Here is a 19,600-nt window from a genome sequence, read left to right as displayed (position 1 = left end):
CGATATTCCTCCCTGTCTTCTCACTGGAAACGATCTACCCGTCGTCGAGCGGCACTCCGATCACCTGGGACAATGTCGCCGCGACACCGGGTGCTGCCGCAAGCACGGGATTGCCCTTCGCCATGCCGTCGCCGTCGAGGAACCGGTTCACCCGGCCGCCTGCCTCCTCCACCAGCAGCAATCCGGCCAGGCAGTCCCACGAATTGATGTGCAGCTCGGCATAGGCATCCGAGCGGCCGTCGGCCACATAGGCCAGCCCAAGCGCTCCGGAGCCGGAGCGGCGTACATTGGCGCCGAGCGCCCACACCAGGCTCACCTTGTCGAGATACTCACGGTTCGGAATCCTCGGCGACCAGCCGAACTCCACAAAGGCACGGTCGAACGCTTGCGTCGGCGAAACATGGATCGGCGCGCCATTGCGTGTCGCGCCTTGCCCGCGACGGGCAAAATACGTTTCGCCGATGGCCGGATTGGCAATGCCGCCGATCTCGCTGCGGCCGTCCTCGACGAAAGCTATCGAAATGCAGAAATGCGGAATACCGCGCATGAAATTGGAGGTGCCGTCGATGGGGTCGACGACCCACATGCGGGCAGAGCCGATGCCACCGCCTTCCTCGCCCAAAAACCCGTCCTGCGGAAAAGCGTCTGCCAGCGTCGCGCGGATGTGCTCCTCGACCTTACCGTCGGTTTCAGTGAGAAAATCCTGCGGGCCTTTCATCGCCACCGGCTGGACGGCGCCCTGCCGGGCATAGCCTTCCATCGCCAGTTGCCCGGCCGTGACAAGCAGTTTCCGGCAGACCTCGGCACGCCTGTCCATCTCGGCCTCGGACAGCCGGTCCGCCTTCGGATGCGCCGCCGCCCTGCTCATGCAGCCGGTCCGGACAGTCGCGCCCTCAATGCCGTCTTCGGCGAAATGGACAGGGTATTCCTCCGATGCCACTCTTGAGCCGGCTTGTATTGCACGGCTGTGCAAAGCTGTTGCATTCCGCCATGCCTGTCAAGTGCGGTGGGTGGCAATGGCAGAAGAGTTGCATTACATTGCACGGGCGTGCAAAGAATTACGAAAACAGCAGCGAGAGCGTTCGCTTGACGGTTCCGAGAATCCGCACCGGTTTTTCCAGCGCCCAGCAGGTTGCCGACCTCGCCGGGGTTTCGCGCTCGGCCGTGTCACGTACCTTCACGCCCGGCGCTTCCGTTTCCGGGGAAACCCGCGAGCGGGTGATGCTGGCGGCCGAGCAACTCGGCTATCACGTCAACCATCTGGCTCGCGGCCTGATGCGGGCTTCGACCGGCATCGTCTGCCTCATCGTTGCCGACGGCGACACGCCCTATCATGCCCGCCTGCAGAAGGCGCTGACCCAACATCTGCGGGACGCCGGCAAAATGGCCATGGTGTTCAACACCTCCGGCCCCAGCCACCATGTCGACCAGGCGCTGCGCAACACGCTGAACTATCGCGCCGATGCGAGCATCGTTCTGTCCGGCTCGCCGCCGCAGTTGCTGATCCGCACCTGTCTTGAGAACGGCCAGCGGCTGGTGCTGATCAATCGCGATGACCGCTTCGACGGCCCGCACAATATCGGTGTCGACAACGCTGCAGCCGCAGAGGCAGCGCTGCATGCCTTCATCCGGGCCGGCTGTACCCGCCCCGCTTTGGTGACCTCGGCTGCCGGCACGCCCAGCCTGCTCTCCCGCGAAACCGCCTTCCTTACCGCCGCGCAGAAGGAAGGGCTGGAGGTGACCGTGTGGCGCGAGGGCCGCACCGGCTATGCCACCGGAGCCGATGGCGCCAGGCGACTCTTTTCCGGCCGGCAGCGGCCGGATGCGGCGTTCTGCGTGACCGACCTGATTGCGTGCGGCTTTCTCGATGCGGCCCGCCACGAGTTCGGCATCAACGTACCCCGCGATCTCTGCGTCATCGGCTTTGACGACATTGAACAGGCCGACTGGGCCTCTTACCGGCTGACGACGTTCTCGCCGCCGATCGAGGAGATCGCCAGGCGCGCCGTGCGGCTCGCGACCGGCGCGCGGGAGGAGGCTGGCAGCCGCCTGATCTGCCATGCGCCCATGGTCTGGCGCAGCACGGTGAGGCCGGGCCAGGGCTGATGCGAAACATGTGTCGGTCAAGACGGGAAACGTACTGATGTCCAAGAAAAAGGCCAGGAAGACCCGCCAGGCGGCAAGACCGGTGGAGATAGCTGTAGGCCCCGAAATCCGGAGCATGATGCGCAAGTTCGGCCTGACCGAGGAAGAAGCACTGCGCATGATGCGCGAATGCGATGCCACCCTCTATGGCGCCAACTCCGGGCACGTGCAGCCAGGATCTTGACGGCCCGCCAGGCGCGAACGGAATTTTAATGTAAATCAAGCGTAATCCCGACCGTTAAAATGATGCGTATGTGTTGGGGTTGCGCATGCCGGAATATTCTTTCTTCATCCGCTCGATCCGGATCCGCTACATCTCGGGATTGCTCATCTTTGCGCTGGCTTCCACCGCGGTGATGTTTGCGCTCAATCGCGTCAATTCCTTCCGCCACGACATCGACGCGCTGAGCAGCAATCTCGTCGTCTTCACCCGCGACCTGCGCAACGCCTCCAGCTTTGCCGAAACCGCCAGCACGACCTGGCGCACCGAAACCCGTGACGGCCTTGCCGCCGCAGCGCGCGGCCATTCGCAACGCCTGACCAGCGAGATCGAAACACTGTCCGCGGAGTTGGCCGCGATCAAGCCGAGCCTGTCGGCCAAAACGCTGGACGAACTCTCGTCGGCCGCCGTCAACGGCGACCTGTTCTGGTCGTCGCGCGACATCGTGCGCAACTTCAACCTGATGTCGGCGGCGCAACAGACCGACGAATGGAGTTCGCGCGAAATCCTCAACCAGAACGACCTGTTCGTCCAGCCGATGCTGGTGCGTGTGCGTACCGCCATGGATGGCGAACGCCATCTGGCCGACGCCTCCAGCGACAGGCTGCTGTTGTGGGCAAGCGGCCTTCTGTTCGCGGTTCTTGCCATCGTTGCCCTCTGGATCTTCCGGCCGATGGAAAATGCGATTCGCCGCGCCTTCACCGAATCCGCCGCATCCTTGTTCAATGCCGAAGCGGCCGACCGCGCCAAATCGGAATTCCTGGCCAATATGAGCCATGAGATCCGCACGCCGATGAATGGCGTGCTGGGCATGGCCGAACTGCTCGCCAAGACCGAGCTTAACGCGCGCCAGAAAACCTTCACCGAAGTCATCGTCAAGTCCGGCAATGCGCTGCTCACCATCATCAACGACATCCTCGATTTCTCCAAGATCAATGCCGGTCAGCTGACGCTCGATCCTGCACCCTTCCGGCTTGCCGAAGCGGTCGAGGACGTGGCCACACTGGTGTCGGCGCGCGTCGCCGAAAAGAACCTCGAGCTGATCGTGCGTGTCGACCCGCGCCTGCCTGCCCATGTCGTCGGCGATGCCGGACGGTTCCGTCAGATCGTCACCAATCTGCTCGGCAATGCGGTGAAGTTCACCGAGAAGGGCCATGTGCTGATCGATGTCGGCGGCGAGGTGGTCGACGGCATGGTCCAGCTCAAGGTCCGCGTCGAGGACACAGGCATCGGCATTCCTGCCGAGAAGCTCGAGAACGTGTTCGAGAAATTCGCGCAGGTCGACGGCTCGTCGACGCGCCGCCATGAAGGCACCGGCCTCGGCCTTGCCATCGCCGCCCGCCTCATCGACCTGATGGGCGGCAAGATCGGCGTCGAAAGCGAGATCGGCCGCGGCTCGGTGTTCTGGTTCGCCGTGCCGCTGCCGGCGCATCAGCAGGACACGCGCAACGAGATCGTGCCGGTCGATGTCACCGGCGCCCGCGTGCTGGTCATCGACGACAACCCGGTCAACCGCGAGATCTTGCTGGAACAGCTCAGAAGCTGGAGCTTCGACTGCGCGGCCGCCGAAAGCGGCGCCGTTGGCCTCGCCTTTCTAGACCGGGCCAGCCAGCTCGGTGCTGCGGTCGACTGCATCATCCTCGACTACCAGATGCCCGGCATGAACGGCGCCGATGTCGCCAAGGCGATTTCCGCCGACAGCCGTCTCTCCGCCATCCCGGTGGTGCTGCTGACCTCGGTCGATCAGGTCGATTTCGGCAAGATGGTCATCGATTTCGGCATCGCCGCGCATCTCACCAAGCCGGCGCGCTCGGCCATCCTGCTCGGCACCGTCATCTCGGCCATCCAGAAAGCGCGGGCCCAGATCGGCAAGGCCCAGTTCGTTCGCGAGCCTGTTGTTCCGCAGGCGGCACCCGTGACGCCACCCGCCTTCACCGTCATTCGCGGCCCGGCAATTCCGGCGGCCACAGTGCCTGAATCGATCGCCACGCCAAAGGGCCCGATCGATATTCTGATCGCCGAGGACAATGACGTGAACCAGCTGGTGTTCGGCCAGATCCTCAATGGGCTTGGCCTCAGCTACCGCATCGCCAGCAATGGCCGCACGGCCGTCGAGATGTACCGGGCGCTGCGGCCGAAGCTGATCCTCATGGACGTCTCCATGCCGGAGATGAACGGCTACGAGGCGACCCGCGTCATCCGGGCGGCGGAGGCAGCGAGTGGCAATCACACACCAATCATCGGCGTCACCGCGCACGCACTGAAGGGCGACCGCGACAAATGTATCGAGTCCGGCATGGACGACTATCTACCCAAGCCGGTGTCGCCCGACCGTCTCGGCAGCAAGATCGGCACATGGCTCAGCGAAACGGTGGCGGTAAAGAGGGCTTGATCAAATCGCCGCGTCCAGATGATAGCGGCGCATCCAGTCGAGGCTGATTTCATCCGAGAGCTTGGCGACGCCCGGCTTTACGTCGGCGGCATTCGGCGCCGGAACGTCCAGGGCCTTGCAGATGGATGCCAATGCCGCTGCCGGATCGGCTGACAGGCGCTCATAGCCGATTCGCAGCGGGACGATCCCCTGCTCCGCGAACCAGACGTTCCAGGCCCCGTCATAGGCTTCGAGTTCGGCAAGCTCGCGCTGGATCCGCTTGAAATCGTAGCGGGGTTCCTGCGGCGGTGCGACTCGTTCGATCTCGGTTCCGTCGGGCGCGATGTGCCAAAGCCCGGTCTGCTCGGCCTTGATCAGCGACACCGCCTGCGCCAGCTTGTTTTCGCGCGAAAGATGGATGTAGAGGACCCGCCCGAAGGCCTTTTCAAAGCGTGCTTTGTCCGATGGCAGGTCTGGGTAGATCCGGTCGAGGATGGCCGAGAGTTCACCCAGGTTCTCCCGCATCAGGCGCAAGCCGAAGACGGCTGTTCCGCCCTTTCCCGCGCTGATTGCCGCCTTGAGGTAGGCGACATCGAAGTCATGCGCGCTCATCGTCTCGGGATGCGGCAATTTCCACTCTTCGGCCCATTCCGCCTTGTCCTCCCGCCTATAGAAGGAGTGCGGATCGCCGGCTGTTTTCATCGATGCCAGCAGACCGCACAGCAATGTGCTTCCGGTTCTCGGCGTGCCGCAGATTATGTAGCCGTCACGCATCTGGGGGCTCTGTCGCTTGTCATGGATTGGGCTACCTCGCCAGGCGCGGTGACACGCGCGGTTCGCTAATGGATCCAGTCTAGCCGCGCCGGAAGGGATAGAGGAATTGCTGCCAGTATCCGTTCGGAACGGGATGTCCGTGAATGCCGTAGCCGTTCGGCCAGCGTCCTTCAGGCATATGGTGGGTACCGAACAGCCGGTCGAGCAGCGGGAAATGGATGGCGAAGTTTACGTCGATCGCTTCTTTCTCGAGGCCGTGATGCCAGTGGTGGTAACGCGGCGACACCAGCACCTTTTCGACTGGACCGAAACTGGTTCCGATGTTGGAATGGATGAAAGACGAATAGACGTAGACGATCAATATATACGTCTGGATAGCCGATTCATCGAACCCCAGCACGAACATCGGGGTTGCCGTCAGGCTGCGCAGCACGATAATTTCCAGGAAATGCATGCGCGCACCGGCAATCCAGTCCATCGACTTGGCGGAATGGTGCACGGCATGGAACTTCCACAGCCAGGGAATGCGATGAAAGGCCCGATGCACCCAATACTGGGCAAAGTCGGTCAGGAACATTACCGCCAGCAGTTGCACCAGCCACGGCAAGCCGTGGACCCAGGCGCGCACCGAACCAAGGGCGCCCTGCGCATTGACGAAGTTGGACGGCGCCAAGGTCAGGTAGGTCAAAATCTGCACCAGCAGCGATGAGACCAGATAGTAGAACAGGTCCTCGCGCCATTCGTCGCGGAACACGGTCTGATCCTTGTTGCGCGCGAAAAGACGTTCGAGCGGGACGAACAGCACACCCATGAACAAGGCGTTCAGGATGAAGAAATCGAGCCCGAAGAACACCCCGTCTATGTGCAGTTGATGGCGCACCGGAAGCATGCCGACCAGCGACGCCAGCAGCACAGTGAACATGGCTGCCGCGCCGAGCGTCTTTTGCCTGCGCAGCGTCATGCTGAGGATCGCCAGGATATAGCCGGAGATGAGGACGAAATAGAGCACCGGCTTGAAGAACAGCATCTGGTGGATGGGGGCCAGATCCGGCATCGATGTAAGCGACGGGTAGCGCAGCACGATGACCATCAGCAGGGCGGTGACCCCGGCAAGCAAGCCAATCGAGCCGGACAGCCAGCCAGAACCGAACGGCCGTTTGGCGCGCGGCGTTTCAAGTTCACCGACGACGCGTCTAAGGAAATTTGTCACCGGCATGATGTTCCCCCGTTAACGGCCCCAAAGGTCTCGCCAGAAATTTCGACCCGTCTTACTACAGCAAGGCTCATAAATATTAATCGACACGACTTTGCAGGCCAGAGACGGCTATCTGCGTTTTGGGCAATTGGTAAAAGCTGCGATCGTGTCAAAGACACCGGCCACTATAGTCGGAATCTTTCCTGGATGCGACGGGCGCATTCAAGCGGCGTCAGCAGGCTGGTGTCGACTTCGAGGTCGTAGTCCATGCCGTTGTGGACGCGTCCATATTGCCAGCGCGCCAGGCCAAGCAGCCTGTCGGCGCACGCGGCCTCGCGCGCTTCCAGCACCTCCAGCGGCGCCATGACGCCGACCAGATGCAGGTCAAAGCTCGACAGCAACTCGACATACTCCGCTATCTCTTATTGAAGATCACGTCGTCGACGATGAGATTGTTGCCTTGCCCGGCCATGGCGGCGATGGCATGGCGCATGCCGCGCATGGCTCGCGCGCCGACCGGCCCGCTCCTGATCACCACCGACGGCTTGCCGTCTTCCAGCACGGTCTCAAAGGAAAACCCGTCGGCATGATCCTGCAGCGCCGGCGGCAGCATGTCGATGAAAGCATCCATCTGGACATGCAGGAAGGGCTCGGTGGCGATTGTTTGCAGCGCCCTGGCGATCAAGCTTTTGCCGGCGCTGCCGACGCCATTAAGCAGGACGATTTTGGCCGTCATGTCGCCCCCTATCGGTTGCGCACGACGATACAGGCGCCGCCGACGCTTTGCAGTTTCTGGCAGATGACGTTGGCGGCGGCGCGGTCGTCGACGCCGATCCTGACGGCGTAGATGCCGCGTCGGCCGATCGGCGTGCGCACCCGGCTGACCACCGGGTCACGACCGGAAAGCAGCGCCGGAAACCGGCTCCTGACCCTCAGCCACTGATTGATCGCCGCGCCCCTGCGGAAATTGCCGGCCACCTGGACGCCCCATGGCTTCACATTGATCGACGCCATCGCCACGGTTCTCGACATGATCACCGGCAGCTTGCGGCAGGCGACGGCAAAGCTGGTTTTCGCGTCGAGCGGCTCGACCGTCCCGGTGTAAGCGCTGTCGGAAAACTTGTCGACGGGTTCGCCCATGACGTCGAAGACATAGCTCTCTGTCTCCATCGGCAGGAAGCCGCCCGAACCCAGCCAGCGCGACACCCGGTTCTCGCCGGCATTGTAGGCGGCCGCCGCCAGGCCGAGATTGCCGTAGGCGAGCTTCATCTCGCCGAGATATTTCGCCGAAGCCGGGATCGCCTGCTCGATGTCGAAAGGATCGGCCAGCCCGCGCATTTTGGCGGTGCCCGGCATGAACTGGGCGATGCCTTCGGCGCCCACCGGGCTAACCGCATTGGGATCGAAGCGGCTTTCTTTCCAGATCAGCCGGGCGAAGTAATCCTTCGGCAGGCCGTTCCGCTCGGCATGCGTCTCGATCAGGTCACAGACACGGCCGATCAATCGTTTCGCCGCCGAGCGCGATTGCGGTGGATCGGCAAGTGCCTGTCCGGCACTCAGCCCGCAGAGCAGGATCACCCCGGCTTTGAGCAGCCCCCGCATGGCTCATTCGGCCGCGGCTTTGCCGTGCTGGCCAAACCGCCGCTCGATATAGTCGGCAACCATTTTTTCGAAATCGGCGGCGATCGACGGACCGCGCAGCGTCGCCGACTTCTTGCCGTCGACGAAGACGGGTGCGGTCGGCGTCTCGCCGGTGCCGGGCAGCGATATGCCGATATCGGCGTGCTTGGATTCGCCGGGGCCGTTGACGATGCAGCCCATCACCGCGACCTTGAGGTTCTCGACGCCGGGATATTTCTCCCGCCAGACCGGCATGTTCTTGCGCAAATCGGCCTGGATGTTCTGGGCGAGCTCCTGGAACACGGTGGAGGTCGTGCGGCCGCAGCCGGGGCAAGCGGCGACGATCGGCACGAACTGACGGAAGCCCATGGTCTGCAGCAGTTCCTGCGAGACCTGCACCTCGCGCGTGCGGTCGCCATTCGGCTCCGGCGTCAGCGAGATGCGGATGGTGTCGCCAATGCCTTGCTGCAAGAGGATGCCCATGGCAGCCGACGAGGCGACGATGCCCTTGGATCCCATGCCGGCTTCGGTGAGGCCAAGATGCAGCGCATGGTTGGAGCGCGTGGCAAGCTCGGCATAGACGGCGATCAAATCCTGCACGCCGCTGACCTTGGCCGACAGGATGATCTTTTCGCGGGCGAGGCCTATCTCTTCGGCCATTTCGGCCGACAGGATGGCCGACTGCACGATCGCTTCGCGGGTTACTTCCTGCGCCGTCAGCGGAAAGCCTTGGCGCTGGTTTTCGTCCATCAGCCGGGTGAGCAGCTCCTGATCGAGCGACCCCCAATTGACGCCGATGCGCACCGGCTTGTCATGCCTGATCGCCATTTCGACGATCGCGGCGAACTGGCGGTCCTTCTTGTCCTTGAAGCCGACATTGCCAGGATTGATGCGGTATTTGGCCAGCGCCTCGGCGCAGGCTGGATGGTCGGCCAGCAGCTTGTGGCCGATATAGTGGAAGTCGCCGACCAGCGGCACATTGATGCCGAGCCGTTCGAGCCGTTCGCGGATGCGCGGCACGGCGGCGGCGCTCTCGTCCCGATCGACGGTGATGCGCACGATCTCGGAGCCGGCGCGATGCAAAGCCGCAACCTGCGCGACGGTCTGGTCGATATCGGCCGTGTCGGTGTTGGTCATCGACTGCACCACGACCGGCGCGCCGCCGCCGACGACCACGCCGCCGACATCGACGCCGACCGATGTCCGGCGCGCAAAGGGGGAGGAAAAATACCCGGTCATGCCGGCAGCCTCTTGATCACCCGAGCGACATACGTCCACGTCGACGCACGCTCAAACAGCTATCAGCGCATAGCGCTGAGGTTCGGGCATGAGGTGGAGGAGCAAAGATGGCTTGTCAATGGCGACAGACAAGCAGAGCCGCCAAATCGCAGCAGCGCGGCGACCCCACAGACGGGTTTCGCCGGCCAACAGTATCGGAATCAGTAGCAAAAACAGGCCTCCGGCGGCATGTCGCCACCGGAGCGATAGTCACGCGCCAAGGCGGCGCGTCTAATCCTGGAAGGGCGTCAGTGTCTCGTCGGTTTCGCCTTCAGTTTTTCAATCTCGTCCTTGAGTGCCAGCTTGCGTCGCTTTAGATTCACGATTTCGAGGTCGTCGACCGATGGATGGTTCATCGCATCGTCGATCTCGCGTTCGATATCACCGTGTTTCCGCTGCAACTCATCAAGATGGGATGCAAGAGACATGATTGGTTCTCCCTTTCATGGTTTCCTCGATTGCAGCCGTCAAAGGCACGTCCACCGCAGGTCGCATCTGTGACGGCACCATGACAGTCTGCCACCATCCGGCTGCGATGTCGAATGCTGCGTGGTAGCATTCCACGACAATGTGATATGTGATATTGGCTGCGCGCCGGCGGCAATTGATGCCGCCCCCGCCCAATCATGCCCATTGCCGGGCGCCGCAGACATGCAGACGGTAGAGAATGTCCGACCAGGAAAAGGCCGATGTCCGCCTCGAATTTTCCCGCCTGAAGCAGGAGCATGCCGATTTCGACGCGGCCATCAATGCGATGATCGCCATGGGCTGCGACCCCTTGCAGATCCAGCGCATGAAGAAGAAGAAGCTTTTCCTCAAGGACCGGCTGATGGCGCTGGAAGACAAGATCATTCCGGACATCATCGCTTAGCCGACGGCCTCGGGGCCTAACTGCTCACCCCGCTATCGACAGCCGCGCCGCGCGATGGCGCAGCAACGTCAGCAATTCGTCGGTCTTCTCCGCTGAAGTGTCGATCGGCACCACCAGGCACATCGTCGCCTCGACCTTGCCGGCGGCCGCGAAGACAGGGGCGGCCAGGCATTTGGTGTAGGCGTCGACCAGCCCCGAAGTGATGCAATAGCCGGTCGTTCTGGCCGTCGCGATATCGGCAATGAAGTCGTCGAACTGCAGCCTGCGGCCGTCGGGCAGCAAAAGGTCGTCTTCCGAGACCATGTCCTGGATGGCGGCCCTTTCCAATCCGGCCAGAAGCAGCCGCCCCGATGCCGTCCATGGCAGCGGGATCTGCAGGCCGGTGGCCGAGCTGATGCGGAACGGCCTGGTGCCGGGGCTGGAATGGACGATGGTATAGCGCCCGCTTTGCAGCATGCACAATTCGGAGGTCTCGCCGGTCTCGCGCGACAGATTGTCGACCTCCTGCCGGCCCCGCCTAAGCAGGTCGTTGCCCCTCACATAGTCCATTCCATAGAGGTAGAGCTTCTTGCCGAAATAGACCCGGTTGCCGTCGCCCTCCATCTCCAGGAGACCCGCATCGACCAGCGAACGCACCAGCGTATAGGTGGTGGAGCGCGGCGCATTCACCCCCTTGGCGAGATCGCCAATGCCGATGGCGCGCTGCGTAGCATGCAGGAAGTCCAGGATCTCCAGCACCCGGTTGAGGCCCTTCTCGCGCGAGCCGGAGGTCTTGTCGGGCGTCGGGCTCTCGGCTGGACCAAGCTCCGCCCGATCCGTGAGTCCATTGCTATCTTGCATAACTGATTCCTGATGTTAGTATCTGTCTTGTATAGGATACATATGTCTATTGTAAGAGACAATTCAGGTCGGCGACACGTGTGTCTGTAGGGGAACTCAAACAACAGGAGGTCGCAGTGAACGACGCATCCAAGCGAGATTTTCTGAAACTGGGCATGGCCGGGCTTGCAACGGCGGGCGTGATGACCGCTGTCAGCGCCGAAAAGGCGGCGGCACAAGCCGCATCCGACAGCGTTCTGCGCACCTCGCTTGACCGCGGCAAGCTGATCGTCGGCACCGGCAGCACCAACGCGCCATGGCATTTCGAAAACGATGCCGGCGAGCTGGTCGGCATGGACATCACCATGGGCCGCATCCTGGCCAAGGGTCTGTTCGACGATCCGAGCAAGGCCGAGTTCGTCATGCAGGATCCGGCGCAGCGCATCCCCAATGTCACCACCAACAAGGTCGACATTACCATCCAGTTCATGACCATGACCGCGCAGCGCTCGCAGCTGATCCACTTCTCCAGGCCATACTATGTCGAGGGCGTCGCCCTGCTGACGCTGCCGACGGCGGAAAACAAGACCTTCGACAAGCTGCTCGCCGGTGGTTCGGCGACGCGCATCTCGATCCTGCAGAATGTAGATGCCGAAAGCTCGGTCCATTACGCCCTGCCGGAGGCGCAGGTGCTGCAGATCGACACCCAGGCCAATGTGCTGCAGGCACTGGAATCGAAACGCGCCGATGCCGCCGCTGTCGATCTTTCAACCGTGCGCTGGCTGGCCTCGCGCAACCCCGACAAATATTTCGATGCCGGCAAGAGCTGGTACTCGATGCTCTACGGCGCGGCGGTCAGGCAGGGCGACCTGGACTGGCTGACCTTCGTCAACCAGACCTTCACCATCGCCATGTTCGGCCATGAGACCGCACTCTACGACGCCGCCTTCAAGGACTATTTCGGCCAAGAGCCCCCGGCCCGCCATCCCGGTTTCCCGGTTGTCTGACAAGCGCTGGCGGAAGGGTTAGCCCTTCCGCCTTCTAGTTCGCATCCCCTTGGTTATTGCGGGAGACGCATGGGCTATACGCTCAACTTCAACCTGATCTGGCGCCATTTCGACAAGCTGTGGGGCGGCCTTCTGCTCAGCCTCGAGCTTGCCGTGATTTCGATTGCCATCGGCGTCGTCATCGGCCTGGTGCTGGCGGTCTGGTATGTCTCGGCCGGACGCGTGGTGCGCGCCATCATTGCGGCTTACGTCGAATTCATCCGCAACGTGCCGCTGATCCTGCTCGTCTATCTTGTCTTCTACGGCCTGCCGACGGTGATCGACGTCGCCTACGACGCGCCGACCTCGTTCGTGCTGACGCTGTCGATCTATAGCGGCGCCTATCTGGTCGAGGTGTTCCGCTCCGGCCTGGAAGCCGTGCCGCGCGGCCAGCTCGATGCCGGCAAAGCCATCGGCCTGACGCCCTGGCAGCGGCTGGTTCATGTGCGCCTGCCGACCATGCTGCGCATCACGCTGCCGGCGCTGTCCAACACCTTCATCTCGCTGTTCAAGGACACGTCGATCGCCTCGGTGATCTCGGTGCCCGAGCTCACCTTCGGCGCCCAGTGGATCAACTTCAACACCTTCCGCATCGTCGAGGTCTATCTGGTGACGACGGCGATGTATCTGGTGACCGGTTACACCCTGCTGTTCGGACTGCGGCTGGTCGAACGCCGGTTCAGGGCTGCGCGCTGACATGCTGAGCCAGATCCTCTACGCCGTACCGTTCCTCGCCCAGGGCTTCGCCATCACTTTGTGGGTGTCGCTGCTGGTCGTGGTGCTGTCGCTGATTGCCGGCGTCGCGCTCGGCGTCGGCCTGGTCTACGGCCCGGCGCCGCTGCGCTGGGCCGTGCGCATCTTCTCCGACACCATCCGCGGCATCCCGATCCTGGTGCTGATGTTCTTCGTCTATTACGGCCTGCCGGCCATCGGCCTGCATCTGCAATCCTTCTCGGCGGCGGTGCTGGCGCTCACCTTGTTCAAGACCGCGCAGGTCATTGAGTATCTCCGCGGCGCCGTCGGCTCCATTCCCAAAGGGCAGTCCGAGGCGGCGATGGCGATTGGGCTGACCTTCCGCCAGCGGCTCACCTACGTCATCTTTCCGCAGGCCTTCCGGCGCTTCCTGCCGCCCTGGATCAACGGCGTCACCGATGCGGTCAAGGGCAGCGCCCTGGTCTCGCTGCTCGGCATCACCGACCTGATGCAGGCGATCAACCAGGTCATCGGCCGCACCTATGAGGCGATGCCGCTCTACATCCTCGGCGCCTTGATCTATTTCGCCGTCAACTATGCGCTTTCCTACGCCAGCCGGCGGCTGGAACGGCGCTTTGCCTTCATCCGGGACTAGCACGATGGCCACAAGCTCGAACGACAATGCTGCCCTTCTCGACATTGCCGGGGTCTCGAAAGCCTTTGGTTCGGTCGAGGTGCTTCGCTCGGTCAGCCTCAAGGTGGACAGGGGCGAGGTGGTCACCGTCATCGGCCCTTCCGGCAGCGGCAAAACCACCCTGCTGCGCTGCGTCAACTTTCTCGAAAGCTACGACTCAGGCTCGATCCGCATCAACGGCAAGGAGGTCGGTTTTCGTGAGGCCGGCGCGCGCCAGCGGCGCAGCGAGCGCGACCTTGCCAATATGCGCGCCGAAACCGGCATGGTGTTCCAGAGCTTCAACCTGTTTCCGCACCTCACCGCCGCCGGCAACATCATGCTCGGCCTCACCAAGGTGCGCGGCAAGAGCAAGGCCGAGGCGTGCCAGATCGCCGAGCATTGGCTGAGCCGCGTCGGCCTGGCCCACAAGGCCGACAGCCTGCCGGCGGAACTCTCCGGGGGCCAGCAGCAGCGCGTCGGCATAGCGCGGGCAGTCGCCATGGAGCCGAAGATCCTGCTGCTCGACGAGATCACCTCCGCGCTCGATCCCGAATTGGTCGGCGAGGTGCTGGCCGTTGTGCGCAGCCTGGCCGAAGACGGCATGACAATGGTGATGGTCACGCACGAGATGGCCTTCGCCCGCGACGCTTCGAGCCGCATTGTCTTCATGGCCGATGGCGGTGTCAGCGCTGTTGGCCCGCCGAAGGAGATCCTTGCCGAAGAGACCACCAATGAGCGCCTGCGCTCTTTCCTGGCGCGCTTCCGCGCCTCCCATTTCTGACATGGGCGACCCAAAGCAATTCCAGGAAAAGTGTAAGCGGTTTTCCCGGGAAAAGCGCGAAGCGCTTTCCCTTGGGAATTGCGTAAAACAACAGGCCGGCCCAAGGAGAATTCTTCCATGACGCCTTACATCCGGCTCGCCGAACTCGGCCTGACGCTGCCCGAGCCGCCGACGCCGATCGCCAATTTCGTCACCTATGCCGAGAGCGGCCGGCTGATCTTTCTTTCGGGTCAAGGGCCGCTGCGCGCCGACGGCACGCTGTGCACCGGCAAGGTCGGCGAGGACGTCACCGTCGAGCAGGCCTATGAGCATGCCCGCCTCACCGGCCTCAACCTGCTCGCCGTCATGCACGCCGCCGCCGGCGATCTCGGCCGCATCGTGCGCGTCGTCAAATTGCTCGGCTTCGTCAATGCGACGCCGACCTTCAGCGACCACCCGAAAGTGGTCAATGGCTGCTCGGACCTGTTCGCCAGCGTCTTCGACAAGATCGGCGGCCATGCCCGCTCGGCGATCGGGGTCGGCTCGCTGCCTGGAAACATCACCGTCGAAATCGAAGCGGTCGTCGAGATCGCCGCCTGACCGTCAAGGGATTGCTGAACATGAAAACCTATTCCGACACCGGCTCCAACACCACGATCCGTGAACGGCTGGGACTGCGGCCGATCATCAACGTCTCCGGCACGATGACGACGCTCGGCGCCTCGATCATCGTTCCCGAGGCGATCAGCGCCATGGCCGAGATCGCCTCGCAATGGGTGGAGATGGACGATCTGCAGCGCGCCGCAAGCGTGATCACCGCCCGCCTCACCGGCGGCGAGGCCGGCTTCATCACCGCCTGCTGCGCCTCAGGCATCACAATGGCGATCGCCGGGGCGATGACCGGCACCAATTTGCTGGCGATCGAACGGCTGCCCGACGATACCGAAGGGCTGAAGTCCGAAGTCGTCATCCAGCTCGGCCATATCGTCAATTACGGCGCACCGATCGACCAGTCGATCCGCGTCGCCGGCGCCAAGGTCATTCCGGCCGGCACGGTCAGCGTCACGCAGGATTATCATGTGCGCGAGGCTATCAACGAGCGCACGGCGGCGGCGCTCTACGTCGTGGCGCACCACACCGTGCAATACGGCATGCTTTCCCTTGAGGAATTCTGCGATATCTGCCACGCCAGGGGCGTGCCGGTGATCGTCGATGCGGCTTCCGAATATGACCTGCGCAGCTTCCTGGCGCGCGGCGCCGACATCGTCGTCTATAGCGGCCACAAATTCCTTTCGGGGCCGACCAGCGGCATCGTCACCGGTCGCAAGGATCTGGTCCGCGCCGCCTATCTGCAGAACCGCGGCGTCGCCCGCGCCATGAAGGTCGGCAAGGAAAGCATCGCCGGCACCATCGCGGCGCTCGAAGCCTGGGAAAAGCGCGACCATGCCGGCATCCGCCGACGCGAGGAAGCGGCGCTCCATCTATGGAGGGATTCGCTGCAGGGAATACCCGGCATCGTCGCAAACATCATTCCCGACCCGACCGCCAATCCGCTCGACCGGCTGCAGATCTTCGTCTCCCCCGAAAGCCGCTTCAGTGCCGCCGGCCTCGCCTCGGCATTGGCGGCCGGATCGCCGCCCATCATCGTGCGCAACCACGAAGTCGAGCGTGGCCATTTCTTCCTCGACCCGTGCAACCTGCACCCAGGCGAGGCCGAGATCGTCGCCGAACGCCTCCGCGCCGTGCTCACCGCGGCCGACAGGCCGGCGGATGCGATGAGACAGCCGCGAAAGGATTCATCCGGCGCCCTGCGCTGGCCGGACTAGGCTGCGGCGGCCGCCATCCTTGCGGGCCAGCCCGAATTCCGCTAAGGCGCGCCTTTACCGCCGGGAGCATGCGCTTGACCGACCACCGCGCCGACGTCGCCATCATCATGGGCAGCCAGTCCGACTGGGCGACGATGCGCCACGCCGCCGAAACGCTGGAGGCGCTGGGCATTCCGCACAAGCGGCTGATCGTCTCCGCCCACCGCACCCCGGACCGCCTCTATGATTTCGCCAAAGGCGCCAAGGCGGCCGGCTACAAGGTGATCATCGCCGGCGCCGGCGGCGCCGCCCACCTGCCCGGCATGACGGCGGCGATGACGCCGCTGCCGGTGTTCGGCGTGCCGGTCGAATCGAAGGCGCTGTCAGGCCAGGATTCGCTGCTCTCCATCGTCCAGATGCCGGCCGGCATTCCGGTCGGCACGCTTGCCATCGGCAAGGCGGGTGCGGCCAACGCCGCCCTTCTGGCGGCCGCCGTGCTGGCGCTGAACGACGAAGAAATTGCCGCCCGCCTGGATGCCTGGCGCGCCGCCCAAACCGCCAGGGTCGCCACCGAACCGACGGATGCGCCGTGAGCCTGCCCGCGGGATCGAGCATCGGCATTATCGGCGGCGGCCAGCTCGGCCGCATGCTGGCTGTTGCCGCAGCGCGCCTCGGCTACCGCACAATTATCCTCGAACCGCAGGCCGATTGCCCGGCGGCTCAGGTCGCCAACCGCCAGATCACCGCCGCCTATGACGATGCGGACGCCCTTGCCGAACTGGCGGCAGTCAGCGCCCTCGTCACCTACGAATTCGAGAATGTGCCGGTGGCGGCCGCCGGCGCACTTGCTGCCAAGGTCCCGGTTTATCCGCCGCCGCGAGCGCTGGAAGTTGCCCAGGATAGGGTGGCGGAGAAGCTATTCCTGAACGGCATCGGCATCAGGACAGCGGATTTCCGCTCCGTCGACAATGACGACGAGCTGACGGCGGCGCTGAGAGAGTTCGGTGGCAGCGGCATCTTGAAAACCCGCCGCATGGGCTATGACGGCAAGGGCCAGCGCGTCTTCCGCAACATGGAGACGGGCGGCTTTGCCGGCACATGCGAGACCATGGGCAATGTGCCGCTGATCCTCGAATCCTTCGTCGCTTTCGAGCGCGAAATCTCGGTCATCGCCGCGCGCGGGCTGGACGGCGCGGTCGCCGCCTACGATCCGGCCGAAAACGTCCACCGCGACGGCATCCTGCATACCTCGACCCTGCCGGCCCAGATCAGGCTGGAGACGGCGGCGACGGCACAGGGGTCGGCAGCGAAAATCCTGTCGGCCCTCGACTATGTCGGCGTCATCGGCGTCGAGTTCTTCGTTCTTGCCGATGGCACGCTGCTGGCCAACGAAATGGCGCCGCGCGTGCACAATTCCGGCCACTGGACGGAAGCCGCCTGCATCGTTTCGCAGTTCGAGCAGCATATCCGCGCCATTGCCGGCCTGCCGCTGGGCAACCCTGGCCGGCATTCAAACTGCATCATGGAAAATCTGATCGGCGACGATGTGCTGCGGGTGCCCGCTTTGCTCGCCGAGCCCGATCTGATGCTGCATCTCTACGGCAAGGCGGAAGCGCGCCCAGGCCGCAAGATGGGCCATTTCACGCGCATCAGCCGTAGCTAAGCCATTCCAGCACTTTGCGTGAGGGCGTGGATCGAGCCCTATTGCAGCTCGTCGTTCAGGTCCCCGTCCTCGTCGGGGCTGGCGCAACTCGCATCGCCTTCCCTACAATTGGCGCCCGCGGTGAGCTGTTTGATGCGCTGGTCAGTCAGTTGGGTCAGGCATTGTGAAACCTCCATCGGATGGATGGATCCGCCCTCGCTGTCTGTCGTCGTATAGGCGCATTCGGCGTCGCGGAAGGCGATCCAGGCGCGTTGCGCGACCTGCAGCAGCTTCCTGCTCTTGTCGTCGTTGTGACCGACGAGATCCTTGTAGGCCTGGTTGAGCTTGGCATCTGCCGCCTGATAGTCCTCGCCGGCGCAGATGTTCATCATCTGCTGGCTGTCGTCGTTGCGGTCGCATTCCTGCGCCTGCGCGATGGAGGCGGCTGCCAGAACGGCAAGGCTCGCGGACACAAACAACAGGCGCATAGAGGTCTCCAAATCGGCTTGCGGGTGCCGCACCATTCCAGCCCGCCTTCGGCCGCGCAATGGCGTGGAGCCAAGATGGCGGATATTTAATGGCCAAAGCCATTCTCGGCCTCTATCCAGCACGCTTGCGGTTGACACGGGCAAGGCTCCTCGTTTATGAGCCACCGCAAGTTCAAAGGCGCGCTTTTCAGGCGCGCCTTAATAATTCGGCCCGGACAGGGCCCAGACCGACGGGCAAGACCATGAAGATCAAGAATTCGCTCAAGGCGCTGAAGGCGCGTCACCGCGACAACCAGCTGGTTCGCCGCAAGGGCCGCGTCTACATCATCAACAAGACCGCTCCACGCTACAAGGCGCGCCAGGGCTGAGTGTTCGGCCGGAGGCTCGTTGCCTCCGTCCATACGATGGTAATTGCCTGGTTCCAGGCACTTTCACGCTAATTTCAGTTTGACGATCCGCGGTCCGGGGTTAGATTCCGGCGATGCGGGTTCTTTTTGCATTTTTGGCCACCCTCTTTCTTTTCGGCGTCGCTCCGGCGTCGGCGGACGATCCGCCGGCAAAGCCGCCGGTTGCCCTGACCAGGGAAGCCAGGCTCGACCAACTGTTTGCCGAGCTGAAGCGCGAGCGCAACGAAAAGGCGGCCGAGCGCATCGCCGGGCGCATCTGGGGCGAATGGTTCCAGTCCGGCAGCGCCTCGATCGACCTGATGATGCAATGGTCGCAAAAGGCGATGGACGACCAGAAGTTCGACGTCGCCCTCGACTTCCTCGACCAGGTCGTCATCCTGCAGCCAAAATATGCCGAAGGCTGGAACCGGCGCGCCACCGTCCATTACATGATGAAGAATTTCGGGAAGTCGATGTCCGACATCGACCAGACGCTGCAGCTGGAACCACGCCATTTCGGCGCGCTTTCCGGCCTGGCCCAGATCATGGCCGCCACCGGCCACAAGCAATCGGCGCTCGAAGCCTGGCAGAAGGTGCTTACCATCTATCCGATGATGCGCAGCGCCCAGGACCAGGTCGCGGCAATTTCGGAAGAGCTTGCCGGCGAAGGAATTTGATTAGGCAGTAGGAATTAGGGATTAGTCAGTAGTCAGTAGAGAAGATTGGTCGAGACGCCACCTCCCTACTCCCTACTCCCTACTCCCTACTCCCTACTCCCTACTCCCTACTCCCTACTCCCTACTCCCTACTCCCT

At 63.2% G+C, this 19,600-nt stretch carries 24 protein-coding genes; 14 read left to right on the top strand and 10 right to left on the bottom strand.

The window, feature by feature from the left end; all coding sequences use genetic code 11:
- Window positions 1-34: 34 nt before the first annotated feature.
- Complete coding sequence (locus tag NKI37_RS08665) at window positions 35-868, bottom strand: inositol monophosphatase family protein (protein ID WP_352790722.1); 834 nt, start codon at window positions 866-868, stop codon at window positions 35-37.
- A gap of 218 nt (window positions 869-1,086) precedes the next feature.
- Between NKI37_RS08665 and NKI37_RS08660 the strand changes: the two genes are divergently transcribed.
- The 3 genes from NKI37_RS08660 to NKI37_RS08650 all read left to right on the top strand — a co-directional run bounded on the left by NKI37_RS08660 (window position 1,087) and on the right by NKI37_RS08650 (window position 4,757).
- Window positions 1,087-2,106 carry a LacI family DNA-binding transcriptional regulator gene (locus tag NKI37_RS08660; RefSeq protein ID WP_031195645.1) on the top strand — a complete coding sequence of 340 codons (1,020 nt, stop codon included), beginning with the start codon at window positions 1,087-1,089 and terminating at the stop codon, window positions 2,104-2,106.
- A 37-nt stretch (window positions 2,107-2,143) separates the two neighbouring features.
- On the top strand, window positions 2,144-2,329 hold the full coding sequence (locus tag NKI37_RS08655; RefSeq protein ID WP_023684018.1) for a hypothetical protein: 186 nt from the start codon (window positions 2,144-2,146) through the stop codon (window positions 2,327-2,329).
- Between the two features lie 85 nt (window positions 2,330-2,414).
- The gene (locus NKI37_RS08650) at window positions 2,415-4,757 is read left to right on the top strand and encodes a response regulator (RefSeq protein ID WP_352790720.1); all 2,343 of its coding nucleotides are present in this window, start codon (window positions 2,415-2,417) and stop codon (window positions 4,755-4,757) included.
- On the opposite strand, the gene NKI37_RS08645 is transcribed toward NKI37_RS08650, so the two are convergent.
- From NKI37_RS08645 to NKI37_RS08615, 7 genes are all read right to left on the bottom strand, one after another.
- Window positions 4,758-5,510 (bottom strand): Stf0 family sulfotransferase, encoded by a 753-nt coding sequence (locus tag NKI37_RS08645; RefSeq protein ID WP_352790718.1) that lies wholly within the window; start codon window positions 5,508-5,510, stop codon window positions 4,758-4,760.
- A gap of 79 nt (window positions 5,511-5,589) precedes the next feature.
- On the bottom strand, window positions 5,590-6,726 hold the full coding sequence (locus NKI37_RS08640) for a sterol desaturase family protein (RefSeq protein ID WP_352790716.1): 1,137 nt from the start codon (window positions 6,724-6,726) through the stop codon (window positions 5,590-5,592).
- A gap of 164 nt (window positions 6,727-6,890) precedes the next feature.
- Window positions 6,891-7,106 (bottom strand): phosphotransferase-like protein, encoded by a 216-nt coding sequence (locus NKI37_RS08635; RefSeq protein ID WP_352790714.1) that lies wholly within the window; start codon window positions 7,104-7,106, stop codon window positions 6,891-6,893.
- Between the two features lie 14 nt (window positions 7,107-7,120).
- On the bottom strand, window positions 7,121-7,441 hold the full coding sequence (locus NKI37_RS08630; protein WP_352790712.1) for a phosphotransferase-like protein: 321 nt from the start codon (window positions 7,439-7,441) through the stop codon (window positions 7,121-7,123).
- Between the two features lie 8 nt (window positions 7,442-7,449).
- Window positions 7,450-8,307 (bottom strand): transglycosylase SLT domain-containing protein, encoded by an 858-nt coding sequence (locus NKI37_RS08625; RefSeq protein WP_352794406.1) that lies wholly within the window; start codon window positions 8,305-8,307, stop codon window positions 7,450-7,452.
- A 3-nt stretch (window positions 8,308-8,310) separates the two neighbouring features.
- Window positions 8,311-9,564, bottom strand: coding sequence for a flavodoxin-dependent (E)-4-hydroxy-3-methylbut-2-enyl-diphosphate synthase (gene ispG, locus NKI37_RS08620; RefSeq protein WP_023690059.1), 1,254 nt, complete (start codon window positions 9,562-9,564; stop codon window positions 8,311-8,313).
- Between the two features lie 287 nt (window positions 9,565-9,851).
- A complete protein-coding gene (locus NKI37_RS08615; RefSeq protein WP_023684024.1) occupies window positions 9,852-10,031 on the bottom strand; it encodes a YdcH family protein in 180 nt (59 codons plus the stop codon).
- A gap of 239 nt (window positions 10,032-10,270) precedes the next feature.
- Between NKI37_RS08615 and NKI37_RS08610 the strand changes: the two genes are divergently transcribed.
- Entirely contained in the window at window positions 10,271-10,474 is a 204-nt protein-coding gene (locus NKI37_RS08610; RefSeq protein WP_023673103.1) for a YdcH family protein, read from the top strand.
- A 24-nt stretch (window positions 10,475-10,498) separates the two neighbouring features.
- On the opposite strand, the gene NKI37_RS08605 is transcribed toward NKI37_RS08610, so the two are convergent.
- Window positions 10,499-11,314 carry an IclR family transcriptional regulator gene (locus NKI37_RS08605; RefSeq protein ID WP_352790707.1) on the bottom strand — a complete coding sequence of 272 codons (816 nt, stop codon included), beginning with the start codon at window positions 11,312-11,314 and terminating at the stop codon, window positions 10,499-10,501.
- A 155-nt stretch (window positions 11,315-11,469) separates the two neighbouring features.
- Here NKI37_RS08605 and NKI37_RS08600 point away from each other — a divergent pair, with 155 nt between their 5' ends.
- The 8 genes from NKI37_RS08600 to NKI37_RS08565 all read left to right on the top strand — a co-directional run bounded on the left by NKI37_RS08600 (window position 11,470) and on the right by NKI37_RS08565 (window position 17,933).
- Window positions 11,470-12,300, top strand: a complete 831-nt coding sequence (locus NKI37_RS08600; protein WP_352790749.1) for a transporter substrate-binding protein — start codon at window positions 11,470-11,472, stop codon at window positions 12,298-12,300.
- Between the two features lie 69 nt (window positions 12,301-12,369).
- A complete protein-coding gene (locus NKI37_RS08595) occupies window positions 12,370-13,035 on the top strand; it encodes an amino acid ABC transporter permease (RefSeq protein WP_352790706.1) in 666 nt (221 codons plus the stop codon).
- A gap of 1 nt (window position 13,036) precedes the next feature.
- Window positions 13,037-13,687: an amino acid ABC transporter permease gene (locus NKI37_RS08590; protein ID WP_023684027.1), complete on the top strand. Its 651-nt coding sequence runs from the start codon at window positions 13,037-13,039 to the stop codon at window positions 13,685-13,687.
- 4 nt (window positions 13,688-13,691) lie between these two features.
- A complete protein-coding gene (locus NKI37_RS08585) occupies window positions 13,692-14,486 on the top strand; it encodes an amino acid ABC transporter ATP-binding protein (protein ID WP_352790704.1) in 795 nt (264 codons plus the stop codon).
- 117 nt (window positions 14,487-14,603) lie between these two features.
- A complete protein-coding gene (locus NKI37_RS08580; RefSeq protein WP_352790702.1) occupies window positions 14,604-15,065 on the top strand; it encodes a RidA family protein in 462 nt (153 codons plus the stop codon).
- Between the two features lie 20 nt (window positions 15,066-15,085).
- Window positions 15,086-16,291, top strand: a complete 1,206-nt coding sequence (locus NKI37_RS08575; RefSeq protein ID WP_031197096.1) for an aminotransferase class V-fold PLP-dependent enzyme — start codon at window positions 15,086-15,088, stop codon at window positions 16,289-16,291.
- Window positions 16,292-16,365: 74 nt separating this feature from the next.
- Window positions 16,366-16,863, top strand: coding sequence for a 5-(carboxyamino)imidazole ribonucleotide mutase (gene purE / locus NKI37_RS08570; protein WP_023822296.1), 498 nt, complete (start codon window positions 16,366-16,368; stop codon window positions 16,861-16,863).
- Complete coding sequence (locus NKI37_RS08565) at window positions 16,860-17,933, top strand: 5-(carboxyamino)imidazole ribonucleotide synthase (protein WP_352790700.1); 1,074 nt, start codon at window positions 16,860-16,862, stop codon at window positions 17,931-17,933. Before purE ends, NKI37_RS08565 begins: the two co-directional genes overlap by 4 nt.
- Before the next feature lie 38 nt (window positions 17,934-17,971).
- On the opposite strand, the gene NKI37_RS08560 is transcribed toward NKI37_RS08565, so the two are convergent.
- A complete protein-coding gene (locus NKI37_RS08560) occupies window positions 17,972-18,400 on the bottom strand; it encodes a lysozyme inhibitor LprI family protein (RefSeq protein WP_352790747.1) in 429 nt (142 codons plus the stop codon).
- A gap of 242 nt (window positions 18,401-18,642) precedes the next feature.
- Here NKI37_RS08560 and ykgO point away from each other — a divergent pair, with 242 nt between their 5' ends.
- Entirely contained in the window at window positions 18,643-18,768 is a 126-nt protein-coding gene (ykgO, locus tag NKI37_RS08555) for a type B 50S ribosomal protein L36 (RefSeq protein ID WP_006327841.1), read from the top strand.
- A 113-nt stretch (window positions 18,769-18,881) separates the two neighbouring features.
- Window positions 18,882-19,463, top strand: a complete 582-nt coding sequence (locus NKI37_RS08550; RefSeq protein ID WP_352790698.1) for a tetratricopeptide repeat protein — start codon at window positions 18,882-18,884, stop codon at window positions 19,461-19,463.
- Window positions 19,464-19,600 lie beyond the last annotated feature (137 nt).

It is taken from the genome of Mesorhizobium sp. M0626 (genome assembly GCF_040320665.1).
In the GTDB taxonomy this organism is placed as follows: Bacteria; Pseudomonadota; Alphaproteobacteria; order Rhizobiales; family Rhizobiaceae; genus Mesorhizobium.
The sequence above is the reverse complement of the archived record's forward strand: the minus strand, read 5'-3'. Positions and strand labels throughout refer to the sequence as shown.

Excerpts from the sequence above, each read along its gene's own strand:
- NKI37_RS08650 (WP_352790720.1), top strand. The coding sequence starts at position 2,415 with ATGCCGGAATATTCTTTCTTCATCCGCTCGATCCGGATCCGCTACATC.
- NKI37_RS08575 (WP_031197096.1), top strand. The coding sequence starts at position 15,086 with ATGAAAACCTATTCCGACACCGGCTCCAACACCACGATCCGTGAACGG.
- NKI37_RS08640 (WP_352790716.1), bottom strand. The coding sequence starts at position 6,726 with ATGCCGGTGACAAATTTCCTTAGACGCGTCGTCGGTGAACTTGAAACG.
- NKI37_RS08550 (WP_352790698.1), top strand. The coding sequence starts at position 18,882 with ATGCGGGTTCTTTTTGCATTTTTGGCCACCCTCTTTCTTTTCGGCGTC.
- NKI37_RS08630 (WP_352790712.1), bottom strand. The coding sequence starts at position 7,441 with ATGACGGCCAAAATCGTCCTGCTTAATGGCGTCGGCAGCGCCGGCAAA.
- NKI37_RS08655 (WP_023684018.1), top strand. The coding sequence starts at position 2,144 with ATGTCCAAGAAAAAGGCCAGGAAGACCCGCCAGGCGGCAAGACCGGTG.
- NKI37_RS08580 (WP_352790702.1), top strand. The coding sequence starts at position 14,604 with ATGACGCCTTACATCCGGCTCGCCGAACTCGGCCTGACGCTGCCCGAG.
- ispG (WP_023690059.1), bottom strand. The coding sequence starts at position 9,564 with ATGACCGGGTATTTTTCCTCCCCCTTTGCGCGCCGGACATCGGTCGGC.
- NKI37_RS08605 (WP_352790707.1), bottom strand. The coding sequence starts at position 11,314 with ATGCAAGATAGCAATGGACTCACGGATCGGGCGGAGCTTGGTCCAGCC.
- NKI37_RS08645 (WP_352790718.1), bottom strand. The coding sequence starts at position 5,510 with ATGCGTGACGGCTACATAATCTGCGGCACGCCGAGAACCGGAAGCACA.
- ykgO (WP_006327841.1), top strand. The coding sequence starts at position 18,643 with ATGAAGATCAAGAATTCGCTCAAGGCGCTGAAGGCGCGTCACCGCGAC.
- NKI37_RS08560 (WP_352790747.1), bottom strand. The coding sequence starts at position 18,400 with ATGCGCCTGTTGTTTGTGTCCGCGAGCCTTGCCGTTCTGGCAGCCGCC.
- NKI37_RS08665 (WP_352790722.1), bottom strand. The coding sequence starts at position 868 with ATGAGCAGGGCGGCGGCGCATCCGAAGGCGGACCGGCTGTCCGAGGCC.
- NKI37_RS08595 (WP_352790706.1), top strand. The coding sequence starts at position 12,370 with ATGGGCTATACGCTCAACTTCAACCTGATCTGGCGCCATTTCGACAAG.
- NKI37_RS08610 (WP_023673103.1), top strand. The coding sequence starts at position 10,271 with ATGTCCGACCAGGAAAAGGCCGATGTCCGCCTCGAATTTTCCCGCCTG.
- NKI37_RS08585 (WP_352790704.1), top strand. The coding sequence starts at position 13,692 with ATGGCCACAAGCTCGAACGACAATGCTGCCCTTCTCGACATTGCCGGG.
- NKI37_RS08600 (WP_352790749.1), top strand. The coding sequence starts at position 11,470 with ATGGCCGGGCTTGCAACGGCGGGCGTGATGACCGCTGTCAGCGCCGAA.
- NKI37_RS08625 (WP_352794406.1), bottom strand. The coding sequence starts at position 8,307 with ATGCGGGGGCTGCTCAAAGCCGGGGTGATCCTGCTCTGCGGGCTGAGT.
- NKI37_RS08615 (WP_023684024.1), bottom strand. The coding sequence starts at position 10,031 with ATGTCTCTTGCATCCCATCTTGATGAGTTGCAGCGGAAACACGGTGAT.
- NKI37_RS08590 (WP_023684027.1), top strand. The coding sequence starts at position 13,037 with ATGCTGAGCCAGATCCTCTACGCCGTACCGTTCCTCGCCCAGGGCTTC.